Origin of the sequence: Hymenobacter translucens (assembly GCF_020685205.1) — a bacterium.
In the GTDB taxonomy this organism is placed as follows: Bacteria; Bacteroidota; Bacteroidia; order Cytophagales; family Hymenobacteraceae; genus Hymenobacter; species Hymenobacter translucens.
Genome location: NZ_JAJERB010000014.1, coordinates 22,817 through 39,181 on the forward strand (window position 1 = coordinate 22,817; position 16,365 = coordinate 39,181).

Consider the following 16,365-nt stretch of genomic DNA (forward strand, 5'->3'; position numbering starts at 1 on the left):
ATAATCTCTACTTTTGCCCTCCCACCGTGTCGTACCTATGCCGCTCACCCAGGATAACCGTGACCAGGAGCTGCTCGACAAGCTTCGCCCTTCGCGCATTGTACTGCCCATTCTGATCGGACTGGGCGTGGTCGGCTTTATGTTCTGGCGCTCCTACCGCCCCGGCGACTTAGCTCCCCTGGCCAACGCCAAGCTGCACTGGCTGCTGGTAATGCTGCTCGTGCTGGTCGCCCGCGACGCCGGCTACATCTACCGCATCCGCCACATCTCGGAGCGGGTGCTGAGCTGGAAGCAGAGCCTCGACGTGATTATGATCTGGGAGTTTGCCTCCTGCGTGCTGCCCTCGGCCGTGGGTGGCACCGCCGTGGCGTCGTTTATTCTGAATAAAGAAGGTATTTCCCTGGGCAAGTCCCTGGCCTACGTGATGGTGACGGCCCTGCTCGACAACCTCTACTACGTGGTCACGGTGCCGCTCGTGGTGGTGCTGGCCGGCGACGCGCTCTACCCGCACGAGGCGCTGCAGGGCGGGCTGATTTCGACGCTGCGGGTGGCCTTTGTCATCAGCTACGTGCTCGTCACGCTCTACGCGGGCCTGATGCTGTACGCCATCTTCGTGAACCCCGAATCCGTGAAGCGCCTGCTGGTGCGGCTGTTTTCTCTGCGGGGGCTGCGGCGCTGGCGGGTCAGTGCCTACCAGCACGGCAACGAGATGGTGTGGGCTTCGGCTCAGCTGCGCGGCAACGGGGCCAGCTACTGGCTGCGGGCCATCGGCTCCACGTTCTTCGTCTGGACGGCCCGCTACCTGATTATTGGCTGCATCATTGCGGCCTTCGTGGACGTGAGCTGGAACGAGTTTATGCTGATCTTCGGCCGCAACCTCACCTACAAGGTTATCCTGCTGATTGCCATTACGCCCGGCGGGGCCGGTATTGCTGAGGGAGCCTTCCCCACGTTCTTCGGCAAGTTTATCGGCACGCCCACCATGACCAACTTCGTGGTGCTGCTCTACCGGTTGGTGACGTACTACCTGTACCTCGTGCTGGGCGCTATCTTCCTGCCGCGCTGGGTGGCACGGGTATTCAGCAAGCACGCCGATCCGCAAGCGGTGGTTTAGCCGCGCTGAACCATACGTCCTTTTACCCCACTCATCAGGCTTTTACCCCACTCATCAGGGCTTGGCGGCTTCCAGTACCGGGCCCGGTCCGGCCGGGGCCGGACGCTGGTACGTTTTCCAGAATTCAGGTCGATACGGCACCTGCGCCAGCTGCCGGAGCTCTCCTTCGCGCAGCAGCAGCTGCTTTTCCTTGTCCGGCTGCGGTGTCTGTTTATCGGCTGGCAGCTGGCTGAACTGCTCCTCGCAGTACTTCTGGTCGTGGAACGGCTTACCGCTCCGCAAAACCCGACCGGCGGTTACGCTCTGCGCCACACTGGCAGCGAGGTGGTAGCGGCCATCCGCCCCTTTCCGGTAGGTCACGACGTGGGCCTTGCGGTGGTCGGTGAAGATCCGGGAGAAGATAGCCGCCGTCAGGTTGTGCTTGCCCAGGTACTTGCGGGCAGCGGCATTCATCCTCAGCGTATCCTGGCGCCACAGCGCCTCGTAGCGTACCACGGCGTAGTCCTGCTCCCGGATATACACCTTGCCTGAGTAGCCGCCGATAAGGCCGAAGCCGGTCGTGCGCTTCGAAGCCCGTTTGGCTGCAAACTGAATCACGTACACCGTTTCGCCGCCGTGCTGCTCGATGGTGTCGAGCCGCAGCGCAAACTTGCCGAGCGTACTGAGCCGGAACAGCGGGGAAATGCGCACCGGGTCGGAGCCCTCGGTGTAGAAGCCGTGCCCGCCGTCGGAATAGTCCCACAGCGTTAACGGCTTGACCGATGGAACCACCACGTGCTTTTCCTGCACCGCGTGCGACTGGGTGGGGCCCAGCATCAGAAAGCCCCCGCCCCAGGCCCGGTGGCCGGCCGGCTCAAAAATCTGACTGACGTACTCGACCTCGTGGTGGAGGGTATCGAAGCTGGTCAGGCGGCGGCGGGTGTACACGTGCGTGACGTAGTCCTGCTGCTCGTAGTTGGCATCTGCGGCCTTTATCACCTTCTTCATAATTCGTCGCGGGTCTTGGGTCTGGGCGCTGACGCGCACGTCGGCCAGGGCAAAGGATGCCGGCTGGATGCGCACCGTAAGAGCCGCGGTGGGCTGAGCCGTGAGGGTGGCGGGCTCGTAGCCCAGGCTGCTGACCTGCACCGCTTCGCCCCGGCGGGCGTCCAGCCGAAAACGGCCCAGCGCGTCGCAGATCGTACCGGCGCTGCGGCCCGGCACCGCGACTGTGGCAAACGGAACCGGTGCCCCCGTTTTACGGTCAACCACGACGCCGTCCAGCACGAAGTTTACCCCGCCCTTTGCTCCCGGCTGAACCTTGGGGTTCAGGCGAGCCCGCTGCCATTTTTCAGCTGGAGCCGGTCCTTCGTCCGGCGTGGCTGCCAGGGCAACCCCGACAGCCGCGTGCGGCGGGTTCACCGACTTCAGAAACAGAAACCCATCCACCACTTCGCTCCAGCGGCCGGTCAGGGGGCCGTACTGAAAAGCGGAGGTTGTCAGCACTAGGTCGCGGGCATCGTGCTTCAAACTCAAAAAGCTGTACTCGTGTCCCTGAGCCAGCAGCGCGGCTTCGAGGGAGCCGGGAGCCGGGGCCGGCACGGACCGGGGCTTGCCGCAGCAGCCGAAGCCGTAGGTACCCCCGCCGGCGAGCGTCCCCAGCACGTACACGGCATCGTCGCCCAGCGCTGCCTTCACGGCACGCCCCATCGGGCGGTATTCGCGGATTTCAGCGTTCTGCAGCGCTTCCGCCTTGTTGGCCAGGTGGGGCAGCGCGCCCCAGCACAAAACTTTTTCCCGGGGGTAGCGGCGCAGGTACCAAAGCAGGTTGTCGGCCATCTGGGCGTCGCGGGGGTTACTGGTCGTGGCTGTCCACTCGGTCGAGTCCTTGGCGCTGGGGTCGTTGGTGGCGTAGTCGTGGGCCAGGGCCTGCACGCTGCGCAGGTTCTGCAGCCAGAAGGCAGCCCGCTCCCGCCGGGAGGCGCTGGAGCCGACCTGAACCTTTTCGAGCAGGCGGCGCGCTTTGCCCAGCTGCTGGTTGAACAGCACAATCTGGTGGGAAGGCGGAAAGATGTTCTGCTCGCTCATCATGCTCAGGCACTCGTCGAGGTAGTCGTAGGCAATGGCATCGGCCCCTTTCTCGGGCTTCAGAAACTCTTCCAGCTCCTCGAGCCCCACATCCTCCATTCCTCCCAGCTGCGAATCGAAGCCGGCTACGCGCAGGCCGCTTTTGCCCAGCAGCGGCAGCAGGAACTGAAACTCCTGCGTGGCCGTCCAGACCGGGTACACGCCGGCGCGAACGGTCTCAGCCACCGGCGCCCCGGCCTCCAGGGCGCGCTGGACGCGGTCCAGCTCGTAAAAGCCGCTTTCGAAGGCCACCGTGGTAAAGCCCATCCGATCCTTCAGAAAGTGGATCAGCCGGATTTTAGCTTCCGTCACGTTGCCTTCGCCGTGGGTCGGCTCGCCCAGCATCACCACCCGGGCATCCCGGATTTCCCGGACTAGGAATTCCAGGTCGGCAAAGCTGGTGTCGGTGGGACTAATAGAGCGAACCACATGCGTTGGCAGCTGCCGGGCCGGAGCAGTCTGGGCGGCGGCGCTTAGCCCGCAGCCGCAAAGCAGGCCGACGAGCAGCCAACGAAAGAAACCGGACATAGGCGGGGAAGCAGGTCGAAAAGAAGCCGAAAGCTAGCCGGTTTCTTTGAACTGAGAGTTCTCAGCCGGCCCAAAAACAAAGCCCCTCCGCGGGTAGCGGAAGGGCTTTGCGGGGAAAAGCGGAGGAGGTAGTCTACTCTTTTTCCAGCTTCAGTTCGGCGCCCTGGGGGCTGCGCAGGGTGAGCTTGTCGTCGGTGAGGGTAACAACGTCGAAGGTGTTGCTTTCGGGAGCTCCGTCGGGAGTCAGCACGATTTTCTTGCCGGCCTGATCGAAGGTGTACTTGCCATTGGTGGCACCGGCGGGCGAGGTCATATTGTACTGGCCGTTGGCGAAAAAGGTGATGCGCTCATCTTCCTGCGCATCGGTCTGCTTGACTTTATCACCGCTGGCATCGAGCTCTTTGTCAGTTTTCCAGACTTTGCTTTCGGTGCCGTAGAGCATGTTGACGCTTTCAACTTTGCCTTCTTTGCTGCCGCAGGCGGTCATGAACAGGGCTACCAGCGCAAACAGGCTGGCCAGCAGACGAAAGGAAACGGGCTGAGTTTTCATAGGGTAAGAGGGTAAGGTGAGGGTTGGTCGGGAAGGTGTGGCAGAAGCCCCGGTTCGGGGCCAACTGTGGAGCCTCTTACGGCGGGGTTTCGAAAGTGGTTGGCTAAGACCAAGCCCAACGGTAGCGGCAAAACCAATTGCCCGGCGCGGCGTAAGTGCCTGTGATAACGCTGCTAGCCGGCCGATTATCGACCCTTACGACCCTCTTTCACTTAAACCAACGCACCATCATGGGACTCTTCGATTTTCTTTCCAACGACGGCGAAAAAAAGCCGGTCCAGCAACCGGCTGCCAACCCCGCTGGCGCTACCGACTTCTTTGGTAATAAAGCCGGCGCCGCGGCCCAGCCCGCTGCGGCGGCCGGTACCTCCTACACCGTGGTAAGCGGCGACTCGCTCTCGAAAATCGCCAAGCGCCACTACGGCGATGCTTCCAAGTGGCACCAGATCTATGACGCTAACAAGGCCACTATCGGCGCCAACCCCGACCATATCGAGGTAGGCCAGGTACTGACCTTGCCCACGCTGTAACGCGTCAAAGTCAGATTGACTTTAGGAAAAGGCCCGCCGGACGATCCGGCGGGCCTTTTTGTTGAAATATCAGCTTACCAGGCCGGGGATTTGGAGAAACCGATTCCGTTAGTACATTTGCGCTTACCAATCCGGTACTCCCCCGCTGACGGTGGGGCAGGTTTCAAGAATTTATACAGAAGAGGCGAGAGAACAGGCTCCGCGACCCTCTGGCAACCACCGCTGACGCGAAAGGTGCCAATTCCTGCCCGGCTTCCCCGAGTGGAAACGGGACAGATAAGTTGAGTGCCATGAAAAACACCACTGCTTTCGCATTCTCCCGCCCATCCGCACCCGCTGGCCTGCTGCCCGCCGGTTTGCCGATGGGTTTCCGCGTTTTGGCCGCTGCCGCCCGCAGCCTGCCCACCGGGCGAATGCGCTGCTGTTGCCCGTGTTGTCGCTAGCCTGACCTAGGCCCGGCCTCGTTCGTTTTCCTGCTTTTGCCTGCTGCAGCCAGCCGCCCGGGAAGCCGGGCCCTGGCTCGTGCAACCCGCAAATCCGGCCCCGGCGTTTTCGGCCGGCTTCGGCGCACCCGATCCGGGAAATCTGCGCCTTCCCTCCTCCCCGATTTTTCAGACGTTTCTTTTCAACCCGTATTCCCATGTCCGCACAGAACCTTCGTTTCGAAACCCTCCAGCTTCACGCCGGCCAGCAGCCCGACCCTACTACCGGTTCCCGGGCCGTGCCCATCTACCAGACTTCCTCCTACGTGTTCAAGAGCGCGGAGCACGGCGCCAACCTGTTTGCCCTGAAGGAGTTTGGCAACATCTATACCCGCCTGATGAACCCCACCACCGACGTATTCGAGCAGCGGGTGGCGGCCCTCGAAGGCGGCGTGGCAGCCCTGGCGACGGCCTCGGGGCAGGCAGCGCAGTTCATCGCCCTGAACAACATCCTGCAGGCCGGCGACAACTTCGTGAGCAGCTCCCACCTTTACGGTGGCACCTACAACCAGTTCAAGGTGGCCTTCAAGCGCCTGGGCATCGAGGTGCGCTTCGCCGACGGCGACAACCCCGACTCTTTTGCGGCTTTGATTGATGCAAACACCAAGGCCCTATACCTGGAAACCATCGGCAACCCCAGCTTCAGCGTCCCGGACTTCGAAGCCATTGCCGCCATTGCCAACGAGCATGATCTGCCACTGATAGTCGACAACACCTTCGGGGCGGGCGGCTACCTGTTCCGGCCCCTGGAGCACGGGGCCCACATCGTGGTGGAATCGGCCACCAAGTGGATTGGCGGGCACGGCACCTCCATCGGCGGGGTGATTGTGGACGGCGGCACCTATGACTTCGGCAACGGCAAGTTTCCGCAGTTCACCGAGCCCTCGGAAGGTTACCACGGCCTCGTCTTCAACGACGTATTCGGCAAGGGCGGCCCCTTCGGCAACATCGCCTTTATCATCCGGGCCCGGGTCGAGGGTCTGCGCGACTTCGGGCCGGCGCTGAGCCCGTTCAACTCCTTCCTGCTGCTGCAGGGCCTCGAAACCCTGAGCCTGCGCGTGGACCGCACCGTGCAGAATGCCCAGCAGATTGCCGAGTGGCTCGAGCAGCACCCGCAGGTGGAAAGCGTGAACTACCCCGGCCTGAAAAGCAGCCGCTACCACGGCCTGGCCACCCGGTACCTCAAGCGCGGCTTCGGCGGCGTGCTCACCTTTGCCATCAAGGGCAGCAAGGATACCGCTACCCAGTTCATCGACAACCTGAAGCTCGTCAGCCACCTGGCCAACGTGGGCGACGCCAAGACGCTCATCATCCAGCCGTCGGCCACCACCCACCAGCAGCTTTCCGACAACGAACAGCGCGCCGCGGGCGTGCTGCCCAACCTGCTCCGCCTGAGCCTGGGCCTCGAGCACATCGACGACATCAAAGCCGACCTGCAGGCCGCTTTCGACGCGGTTAGTCAGCACGCTCCCTTTACCACCGACTCCGTAGCTGAAACCCAGCCGGAGCCGCAGACCGAACACGCGCAGCCCCTGGAAGTGTAGGGTGGGACTGGGCTGCCCCCGGGCAAACGGCCCGGGCGGCGGCTTGCTTCCGGAGACTGTGGCGGCGAGCGGGAATACCCGTCTTCTTTACCGGAGCGGGTATTCCCCAGCCTCGCCCGTCACGCCCCAGCCTGCTCATCAGCACTACGGCTCCCGGCCGCCTCCGGGGCACTTTCACTATGCCCGAAAATCAGCTTTTCACCCTGCCCGAACCGCTTCGGCTGGAGGCCGGGGCCACCCTGCCGCGGGTGCAGGTAGCCTACCGCACCCTGGGCACGCTCAATCCCGCCGCCGACAACGTGGTGTGGATCTGCCATGCCCTGACGGCCAACGCCGACCCGGCCGACTGGTGGCCCGGGCTGGTAGGTTCCGGGTGCTACTACGACCCGGCCGAGTGGTTTATCGTGTGCGCCAACGTGCTGGGCTCCTGCTACGGCACGACCGGGCCCACTACTCCGGTAGCGGACGACCAGCCCCCGCTCTACCACGCGTTTCCGCTGATTACGGTCCGGGATATGGTGGCGGTGCACGAGCAGCTGCGCCGCCACCTGGGCCTGGAGCAGATTCACACGCTGATTGGCGGCTCCCTGGGCGGGCAGCAGGCGCTGGAATGGGCTATTCAGCAGCCGTCGGTATTCAGCCACCTGGTTTTGCTGGCCACCAACGCCCGCCACTCACCCTGGGGCATTGCCTTCAACGAAGCCCAGCGCCTGGCCATCTTCGCCGATTCCAGCTACTTCACCGCCTCCCCCGATGCCGGGCAGGCCGGGCTGCGGGCAGCCCGGGCAGTGGCTTTGCTCAGTTACCGCAGCTACGAAGCCTATGGGAATACCCAAGCCGAGCCGGACGACGCGCTGCTGACGGATTTCCGGGCCAGCTCGTACCAGCAGTACCAGGGCAGCAAGCTTGTGGCGCGCTTCAGCGCCCACGCCTACGTAGCACTGAGCCGGGCCATGGACTCTCACCACGTCGGTCGGGGGCGCGGCAGCGTGGCCGACGCGCTAAGCTGCATTCAGGCCCGGACGCTGGTACTGGGCATTTCCTCCGACGTGTTGTTTCCAACCACTGAGCAGCGCCTGCTGGCGCAGCACATCCGGGGCGCTATGTACGCCGAACTGGATTCCAGCTTTGGCCACGACGGCTTCCTGATTGAAGCCACCCAGATTTCGCACTTCCTTGAACAGTTTTATGTCCGCAACTACGCGCATTAACGTTGCCGGCCCCGGGCTTTCCTCCCCGCTGCGCGTCGGCCTGATTGGCTTCGGCTGCGTAGGCCAGGGCCTGTATGACATCCTGCAGCACCTGCCTGAAACCGGGGTCGAAGTAACCCGGATTGCGGTGAAGAACCCGACCAAGCTTCGCTCCGTGCCCGCCGGGCGGTTTGAGTTCAACGCCGATGCGCTGGTCGCCGATTCCGGGCTGGACGTGCTGGTGGAAGTCATTGATGATCCGACTGAAGCGTTCCGGCTGGTGACTGCGGCCCTGACGCGGGGCCGCCGGGTCGTCACCGCCAATAAGGCGATGGTAGCCTGTCATCTGCCCGAGCTGATTGCCCTGCAGCGGGAACATGGCGGTATTTTGCTTTATGAGGCGGCGGTATGCGGCAGCATTCCGGTGATTCGCACCCTGGAAAGCTACTTTTCTGCCGAGCCCCTGCATGCCGTGAGCGGAATCTTCAATGGCTCATCCAACTACGTATTGACGCGCATGACGGAGGAAAGCTCGAGCTACGCCGAGGCCCTGGCCGAAGCGCAGGCCCTGGGCTTTGCCGAAACCGACCCGGCCCTCGACATGGCCGCCTTCGACCCCCGGTCCAAAGCCGTGATTCTGGCCGCCCACGCCCTAGGCCTGCTGGTTTGCCCCGACGATGTGCTGAACCTGGGCATCGAGAACATTACGGCCGCTGATGTGCAGTACGCCCGACAGCACGGCTATAAGATCAAGGTGGTGGCCGGCTTGCAGCGGCTGAACGGGGGCCGGGCGGCGGTGCTCGTCACTCCCCAGCTCGTAGCCCCCGATTCGCCGCTGTATGGGGTGGAGCGCGAAGGAAACGGCGTAGTAATCGATGTCGCTTTTGCGGGCCGGCAGTTTCTGCAGGGCAAAGGCGCCGGCGGCCACCCCACCGGCTCCGCCGTCCTGGCCGACCTGATTGCCCTGCGGCAAGGCTACCGGTACGCGTATTCCCGCCTTGGCCCCTTGCTGACTTCTGCTCCGGCCGAGGAAATCGAGCTGGAGGTGTACCTGCGCGGCATTCCGGCCAAGTTGCTGGCCAAGCTGGAGCTGCTGGAAGGCCCCGAAAACGCCGAAGGGTATGTAATCGGCTTTGCCCGGGCTTCCCGGCTGCTGAAGCACCGCGACGAGCTGCGAAAGGCTGGAGCCTTCGTAATCCGAACCGGACAGGTGCGCCCCGTCAGCCTGCCGGATGCAGCCCGGACCACGCGGGAGCTGACAAATCAGCTGGCGTAGCGTTGTCCAGGAAGGCTTTGCCAAGTGGGTTTGCTACCAGCTCTGCAAGGCATTCCGTAGGTTTGGGCCCGTTCTGCTGATTCGCTTACTGCTTTATGCCTACCACGCCTCCCGCCCTGCGCCCCGGCGACAAAGTCGCCATTGTGTGTCCCGCCCGGAAAGTTTCCCACGAGGAGCTGGCCGCTTCCCTGGCTATCCTCGATTCCTGGGGGCTGGAGGTGGTGCTGGGCCAGTCGGTGGCGGCGGCGCACCACCAGTTTGCCGGCTCCGACGACGTACGACGGGCCGACTTTCAGCAGATGCTCGACGACCCTTCGGTGCGGGCCATTCTCTGCGCCCGGGGCGGCTACGGCACCACCCGCATCATCGACCAGCTCGACTTCTCCGGCTTTGCCCAAAACCCGAAGTGGATTGCCGGCTTCAGCGACGTGACGGTGCTGAACTGCCACCTGCTGGCTTTGGGCCACGAAAGCATCCACGGGGTAATGCCCCTGCTCTTTGACCAGCCCGGCGGGGAGGAAGCCCTGGAAAGTTTGCGGCGGGCCTTGTTTGGGGAGGCCATTGAGTACACTGCCCCGCCCCACGCCCTCAACCGGGAAGGCCAGGCCACGGGTGAGCTGATTGGCGGCAACCTGAGCTTGCTGCAAACCATCAGCGGTACGGCATCGGAGTGCTCCACGGCCGGCCGCATTCTGTTTCTGGAGGACATCGACGAGTACCTCTACAACATCGACCGGATGATGGTGCACCTGGACCGTAACGGCAAGCTGCGCAGCCTGGCCGGCCTGCTGGTAGGTCACTTCAGCGGGCCCAACGACAACGCCATTCCCTTCGGCCAGACACCCTACGAAATCATCGATACCTACGCCCGGCGCTACCAGTTTCCTGTGGCCTATGGTTTTCCCGTGGGGCACGAGCCCGAAAACCAGGCATTGATCTGCGGCCGGCAAGCGACCATGACGGTATCGGCCGCCGGAACCAGGCTGCACTACGCAAGCTAGCCGCTACTTTTTCAGAAGCCGCACCTGCCTGGTCTGCAGGTCGCTCTGCACGGTCAGCACGTACCACCCGGGCCTGAGGCCCGCCGGCAGCGCCAGCTCGATACGAACCGGAAGTTCCGAACCTGCCACTTCCCGGCTCAGCACCAGCTGGCCCAGGGCATTGCGCAGCTGCACCCGGGTGCCGGCCGCGGCCGGTACATCAACCAGGAGCTGGTCGGTGAACGGGTTGGGATAGGCCTGCAGCCGGGTGCCGGCGTCGAATGAAAGCACCCGGGGACCGTAGAAAGCCTCCTTCCCGTCGGTATCGAGCTGCCGCAGGCGGTAATAGCGCCGGCCGGTTTTATTGGGTTCCGCATCCACATAGCGGTAGCTGTGCGCTCCCGACGAGCCGGCTGAGGCCGGAACCCGGCCTAGCGCCCGGTACGTGCGGCCATCAATGGCGACCTGCACTTCGAAGCCGGCATTGTCAATTTCCGTGGCCGTAACCCAGGTCAGCACTGCATTTTCGCCCTGGCGCTCGGCCTCGAAGCGGGTCAGCGTGACGGGCAGCGGGCCGGAGGCCACGAGCTGGGGCCGCAGGAAGTCGCGCACAAACCGGAAGGTTGTATCCATGTACGCCGCGGCAGTGGTGCCGGTGCCGGAGTAAGGCACGTGCGGGGCTCCCTTGAATGTGTAGAAGGGGTTGAAAACGCCTACTTCCGTAGCCCGGACTTTCAGAATCGCACTGCCGTACACGTATTGGGGCGGCAATCCACCGCCCACTGTGCCGGCCTGGTAAGGCACCGTCGTATCGAAGGTGCCGTGCATACTCACGAAGGGCAGGTTGCCGGGCTCAATCCACCAGGGCCGGCCCAGGGCCCCGCACAGGTTGATGGCGCCGGAAGGCACGCTGGAATAGCCCGGGTTACCGCTGTTTCCTTCCACCCCGCCTAATTGGGCGACGTTGAGATACGCCGGCACTTCGCTGTCTTTATCCAGAAACGCGTTCTGCAAGGCCATGAAGGCCCCGGCCGAGGAGCCACCCACGAAAATGAAGCTGGAGTGAACCCGGTACAGCTTGGCCGTAGCGGCATCCTGCCGGAAGAAGCGCACGGCGGCCCGCATGTCCTGGCTGCCCCGGATGGCCGCTTTGGCAATAGCAATGGTGTCGTTGAAGGGAAAAAAGCCCAGCCGGTAGTCGATGCTGGCCGTAACGTAGCCCAGGCGGGCGAAGCGCTGGGCCAGTTCGGTTACGTCCTGGTCACCCTTGCTGCCGAACGCAAACCCGCCCCCGTGCGCAAATATCAACAGGGGCCGGCGCCGCACCGTGTCGCCGGTCGGCTCGTACACGTTCATCCGCAGGATCTGGGTGCTGCCGGAGAAGGTAACGGCCGAGCCATACGGCACGTCCAGCGTCGTCGTCAGAAGGGGGAAGATGGCCCGGTGGTACCGGCCGCCGGTGGTATCAATCTGAGCAGCCGCCGGAAAGGCCGCCAGCCCGCTCAATACAAACAACAAACTCAGTAGCAGATATTTTCTCATAAACCAGCAGGATGAACGTAGAAGATAGGACCGGGCCTATACTACGGCCATCTACCCCCAAAAAGTTCGGCTGACTGGAAATGAGTGCCCGCGCTACTCCTGGTAAATGGTTTGCAGCACCGTCTGACCTACCGCCTTCAGCGTCCGTTTGTCGATGATGCTCATGTTGTCCTGGGTGGTGTGGTGGTAGGCCGGAAAGTATTCGTCGCCCACGGGCAGGTGGTCGATGATGTCAATGGTGCGAATCCCGGCCTGGTTGGTGTACACGTGGTCGTCGGTGATGCCGGGGCTGTCCTGGAACAGAAAAAAGTCGGAGTACCCAATCTGGGCCGCCGTATTCCAGACCTTGTCCACCACGTCTTTGGCGTATTGCACCGACTGCTGCTCCCGACTGAACTTGGCGTTCTTGGCGCCCACCATGTCGAGCAGGATGCCGTAGCTGGGCTTGTAGCCGGCGGGCAGCAGGTGCTTGCTCCAGTACTGGGAGCCCAGGCACCAGCTGTCCTGCCCCGCCCCGGCCAGCTTGTTGACCAGCTTGCTCTGGGTGTCGGCATCATAGCCGTAGTCCTCGGCGTCAAACAAGATGAAGTCCACGCCGACGTTGGGCGTCAGGCTGTCGGGCTGGAGGCTGAGCAGGCGGGCCATTTCAAGGGCAATGGCCACGCCGCTGGCCCCGTCACTGGCCCCGTCGAGCGGAGCATTGGGCTTTACGGTGTCCTTGTCGGCAAAGGGGCGGGTATCCCAGTGCGAGAAAATGGTTACGCGCCGGGCATATTCGGGCTTGAACTGGGCCACGATGTTGCGGCAGCGCAGCATCTTGCCGTCAAACGCCATGGCCTCGAAGGGCTGCTCCCGCACCGTCAGCCCCAGGGTCCGGAACCGCTGCACCAGCCAATCGGCGCAGGCAGCGTGGGCTTTGGAGTTGGGCACCCGGGGCCCGAACGCCACCTGCCGAGCGGTGTAGGCATAGGCGGAGTCGGCGTTGAACAGTGGCGCTGCGGGGCCGGCCTGCTCGGCCGGGGCGTCGGTTTCCACGGTGGTCTTGCTTTTGTCGGGGCAGCCCGTGAGCACCAGCAGGGCCAGCGCGGGAGCCAGCCAAAGGAGTTTCTTTTTCATTACCTGTTTGATCTACTCCTCACTGTACGCCCACTCCACGCCGGCCTTGGTGTCCTTGATAACGATGCCCTGCCCTTTCAGCGCCGCCCGAATCTGGTCGACCTTGTCGTAGGCCTTGGCGGTTTTGGCTTCGGTGTAAAAGCTCAGGGTCAGCTCCAGCAGCTGCTCGGCATTGGCCCGGGGCTCGTCCTGCAGGCCCAGAATGTCGACCACCACCGTGCGGTAGGCAGCTACGGCAGCCTGCAGCGCCTCCGCGCCTACTTCGGCCAGGGCCGTGGGCGTGGTGGCCAGGGTATTAAACTTTCGTAGCAGGTTGAACAGGGAAGCTATGCAGCGGGCCGTGTTCAGGTCGTCGTTCAGCCCGGTGAACAGGTCGGCCGTGAGCTTGCGCAGGTCGGCGTCGCCGGATAGGGTTGTCCGTTGTTCGTTGTCCGTTGTGCGGTCGTCCTCCTGATTGGCTGGCGCCTGTTCACTGACCACTAGTTTGTCGAGCAGGCGCAGGCCGTTCATCAGCTTGCGGTAGCCTTTGCGGGCGGCCTGCAGCGCCTCGTCGCTTACATCGACGGGCGAGCGGTAGTGGGACTGCAGCAGGAAGAAGCGCACCGTCTGGGGCGAATACGCCTGCGTAAGCCCGCCGGTTGGTCCCTGGAACATGTCGCCGAGCAGCACGAAGTTGCCGAGCGACTTGCTCATCTTGGTGCCATTCACGGTAATCATATTGTTGTGCATCCAGATCCGGGCCTCATCGGTGTGGGAGTGGCTGCCCTGGCTCTGGGCTATTTCGCACTCGTGGTGCGGAAACATCAGATCGAGCCCACCGCCGTGGATGTCGGACAGATCACCGAGGTACTTGCGGCTCATGGCCGAGCATTCCAGGTGCCAGCCGGGAAAGCCTTCGCCCCAGGGCGAGGGCCACCGCATGATGTGCTCGGGCGTGGCTTTCTTCCAGATGGCGAAGTCCAGGGGGCTGCGCTTTTCGTCCTGCCCGGCCAGGTTGTCGCGGGTGCCGGCCAGCTGATCTTCCACCGAACGGTTCGACAGCTTACCGTAGCGGTTGGCTTCGTTGTACTTGGGCACGTCGAAATACACCGAGCCATTGACCTCGTAGCCAAAGCCGTTCTCGATGATTTCCGCTACCACCTGAATCTGCTCGGTGATGTGGCCGCTGGCCTGAGGCTCGATATCGGGAGGCAGGCAGCCCAGCGCCAGCATGTTCTGCCGGTAGCGGTTGGCGTAGTGCTGGGCAATCTGCATCGGCTCGATGCGCTGGGCCCGGGCGGCTTTGGCCATCTTGTCCTCGCCTTCGTCGGCATCGCTTTCGAGGTGGCCGACGTCGGTGATGTTGCGCACGTAGCGCACGCTATAGCCCAGGTGGCGCAGGTAGCGGGTAAGCACGTCGAACACGACGGGCCCACGGGCATTGCCCAGGTGCGCTTCGCTGTAGACGGTGGGCCCGCACAGGTAAACGCCCACCTGGGGTGGGTTTACGGGCTGGAATTCCTCTTTCTTGCGGGTAAGCGTGTTGTAAAGCGAGAGCGGGTGCTGCATAGGGCAAAAGTAGCAAGAATTGTCGGCCAGCGGGCGTCTGCCGACGGGAGCAGCCCCAAGAAAAAACCTGCTTACCACGACCGCGAAACCGCCGAATGGGACGCTATGCGCTGCAACTAAGTTTAAGACTTAGCCAAATCAGTACAAAAGTCGAAGCTGGCAGTATAAAAAGTTCAAACGCCAGTATATTCACTCCGGAATTAAGCACAAACTCAATCAGCCGGCTGCGTCCCGCGAGGCCGGCGCAGGCGGTACACCGCAGTGGACGGGAAGTGGTCGGACTGCGTGACGTCGTAGTGCACCTGGTAATCCCGCACTTCCCATTCCGGGCCGGCAAACTGGTGGTCGATGCGCAGCAGGGGCAGGCGGCCGTTGTAGGTGGTGCCCACGCCGGTGCCCACGGTGGCCCAGGCATTCTGGAAGTGGTCGGCCAGCTGGTCGTAGGTGTAGCTGTAGGGCAGGTCGTTGAGGTCGGCGCAAAGCAGGATGGGGTAGCGGCACCGCTCAAAGCGCCGGAGCAGCGTGTCCACCTGGGCGTTGCGGGCCACCAGTCCCCGCTTAAACCGGCGCAGCAGCCCCAGGCCCTTGCGGCGGAACCCCGCCTTGCTGGAGTAGCTTTCCACGATGTCCTGCTCGTCCATGCTCATGCTCTGCAGGTGAAAATTGTACACGCGGATCGTGTCGCCGGTGGGCAGGCGCAGGTCGGCGTACATCGCGTGGTTCTGGGTGAGCTTGCCAAAGGAAATGGTGCCCCGCCCTACAATCGGATACCGGGTGAAGATGGCCAGCCCGAACTCCGCCCCGGCGGCATTGGTCAGCGTTCTGGAAACAAATACCTCCCGCCCGTGCGCTTTACCAATCTGGTCGACGGTGCGGAACAGGGTGCCGTCCTGCCGGGAAATGCGGGGCTCGTTGTAGAACTCCTGCAGGCAGAGAATGTCGGCCGGACTATTGGCGACCCACTGAATCAGTTGGCGCGACGAGCTGGACTGCTTGTCGCGCAGCTGGGAGTACACATTGAAGATGCGCACGTTGGCGCTCAGCAGCCGCACCTGCCCCGGCTCCGCAGTGGCCGGGGGCGCCGAGTGCAGGGGGTGCAGCGCCAGTCCACGCTGGAAGTGGGGCCAGGTCAGCACGGCCACGACGATGGGTAGCACGGCCACCCGCCAGTTGCGCCGCAGCCAGTACAGGGCTGCCAGCAGGTTGAGCCCCAGCGCCAGGGGCAAGGTCAGGGCTCCGAAGGCGGCGGGCCAGAAATGGTAGCCCGGAATCTGCACGCAGGCAATGGCCAGCAGCAGCCAGGCCACCACGAGCAGAGTACACTTAAGGGCAAAGGAGCGACGCACGGCATTCGGGCCGAAAAGAAAGCCCGTGTAAAGGTAGAGCGCGGCGGCGGAACCGGCACTTTCTCACGCCACAAAATGGGCCCTTCCGGCCTAGCTCAACGGTTTTCGTCGTACCTTTCCTGCATTAAACTCATTATGTTAATTCAGTATGACGCTTTCTACTTTTCGCCTGTTTGCTTTCGGATTTATTACTCTGCTATCCCGGCAACTATCAGCAGCTGAATTGACCACCGGACCGGTACTGACGGCCCCGGAGCCCGACCATAGCCTGGAGTTTATTGCCAACCAGGGCCAGTGGGCCCCGGAAGTCCGGTTTGAGGCGCCTCTGCCCGCCGGCCGGCTGTTTCTGCGTAACACCGGCTTCACCTATGGCCTCTACGACCCGGCTACCGTGCCGGGCCACCACGAAAAAACCAAAAACGGGAGCCTGAGCAACACCAAGGCGCACGCGTACACAGTGGAGTTCGAGGGAGCCCTGGGCTCGGGCCGGGTGCAGGGCGAAGAAGCGCTGGG

The 16,365-nt window shown here is 63.2% G+C and carries 13 protein-coding genes and 1 riboswitch; of the genes, 7 read left to right on the plus strand and 6 right to left on the minus strand.

Annotation, left to right across the window (positions count from 1 at the left end):
- Positions 1–13: 13 nt before the first annotated feature.
- A complete protein-coding gene (locus LJY25_RS20825; RefSeq protein WP_227610404.1) occupies positions 14–1,114 on the plus strand; it encodes a lysylphosphatidylglycerol synthase transmembrane domain-containing protein in 1,101 nt (366 codons plus the stop codon).
- Between the two features lie 54 nt (positions 1,115–1,168).
- On the opposite strand, the gene LJY25_RS20830 is transcribed toward LJY25_RS20825, so the two are convergent.
- Together LJY25_RS20830 and LJY25_RS20835 are read right to left on the minus strand one after the other, a co-directional pair.
- Positions 1,169–3,748, minus strand: a complete 2,580-nt coding sequence (locus tag LJY25_RS20830; RefSeq protein WP_227610405.1) for an erythromycin esterase family protein — start codon at positions 3,746–3,748, stop codon at positions 1,169–1,171.
- Positions 3,749–3,881: 133 nt separating this feature from the next.
- Positions 3,882–4,298, minus strand: coding sequence for a lipocalin family protein (locus tag LJY25_RS20835; RefSeq protein ID WP_227610406.1), 417 nt, complete (start codon positions 4,296–4,298; stop codon positions 3,882–3,884).
- A gap of 230 nt (positions 4,299–4,528) precedes the next feature.
- Between LJY25_RS20835 and LJY25_RS20840 the strand changes: the two genes are divergently transcribed.
- The 5 genes from LJY25_RS20840 to LJY25_RS20860 all read left to right on the plus strand — a co-directional run bounded on the left by LJY25_RS20840 (position 4,529) and on the right by LJY25_RS20860 (position 10,321).
- Positions 4,529–4,828 (plus strand): LysM peptidoglycan-binding domain-containing protein, encoded by a 300-nt coding sequence (locus tag LJY25_RS20840; RefSeq protein ID WP_227610407.1) that lies wholly within the window; start codon positions 4,529–4,531, stop codon positions 4,826–4,828.
- 168 nt (positions 4,829–4,996) lie between these two features.
- A riboswitch (SAM riboswitch) is annotated at positions 4,997–5,111 on the plus strand.
- A 357-nt stretch (positions 5,112–5,468) separates the two neighbouring features.
- A complete protein-coding gene (locus LJY25_RS20845; protein ID WP_227610408.1) occupies positions 5,469–6,854 on the plus strand; it encodes an O-acetylhomoserine aminocarboxypropyltransferase/cysteine synthase family protein in 1,386 nt (461 codons plus the stop codon).
- 179 nt (positions 6,855–7,033) lie between these two features.
- Positions 7,034–8,065, plus strand: coding sequence for a homoserine O-acetyltransferase family protein (locus LJY25_RS20850; RefSeq protein WP_227610409.1), 1,032 nt, complete (start codon positions 7,034–7,036; stop codon positions 8,063–8,065).
- Entirely contained in the window at positions 8,043–9,320 is a 1,278-nt protein-coding gene (locus LJY25_RS20855; RefSeq protein ID WP_227610410.1) for a homoserine dehydrogenase, read from the plus strand. Before LJY25_RS20850 ends, LJY25_RS20855 begins: the two co-directional genes overlap by 23 nt.
- Positions 9,321–9,415: 95 nt before the next feature.
- Positions 9,416–10,321, plus strand: coding sequence for a S66 peptidase family protein (locus tag LJY25_RS20860; RefSeq protein WP_227610411.1), 906 nt, complete (start codon positions 9,416–9,418; stop codon positions 10,319–10,321).
- A 3-nt stretch (positions 10,322–10,324) separates the two neighbouring features.
- Here LJY25_RS20860 and LJY25_RS20865 read toward each other — a convergent pair whose 3' ends face one another.
- From LJY25_RS20865 to LJY25_RS20880, 4 genes are all read right to left on the minus strand, one after another.
- Positions 10,325–11,842 carry a carboxylesterase family protein gene (locus tag LJY25_RS20865; protein ID WP_227610412.1) on the minus strand — a complete coding sequence of 506 codons (1,518 nt, stop codon included), beginning with the start codon at positions 11,840–11,842 and terminating at the stop codon, positions 10,325–10,327.
- Positions 11,843–11,935: 93 nt separating this feature from the next.
- Positions 11,936–12,958 (minus strand): M28 family peptidase, encoded by a 1,023-nt coding sequence (locus LJY25_RS20870; protein WP_227610413.1) that lies wholly within the window; start codon positions 12,956–12,958, stop codon positions 11,936–11,938.
- Positions 12,959–12,970: 12 nt separating this feature from the next.
- Positions 12,971–14,506 (minus strand): cysteine--tRNA ligase, encoded by a 1,536-nt coding sequence (gene cysS, locus LJY25_RS20875; protein WP_227610414.1) that lies wholly within the window; start codon positions 14,504–14,506, stop codon positions 12,971–12,973.
- A gap of 212 nt (positions 14,507–14,718) precedes the next feature.
- Positions 14,719–15,852 (minus strand): endonuclease/exonuclease/phosphatase family protein, encoded by a 1,134-nt coding sequence (locus tag LJY25_RS20880; protein WP_227610415.1) that lies wholly within the window; start codon positions 15,850–15,852, stop codon positions 14,719–14,721.
- 148 nt (positions 15,853–16,000) lie between these two features.
- On the opposite strand from LJY25_RS20880, the gene LJY25_RS20885 reads away from it, so the two are divergent.
- Positions 16,001–16,365 (plus strand): DUF7948 domain-containing protein (locus LJY25_RS20885; RefSeq protein WP_227610416.1); only part of this gene is annotated, 365 nt, incomplete at its 3' end.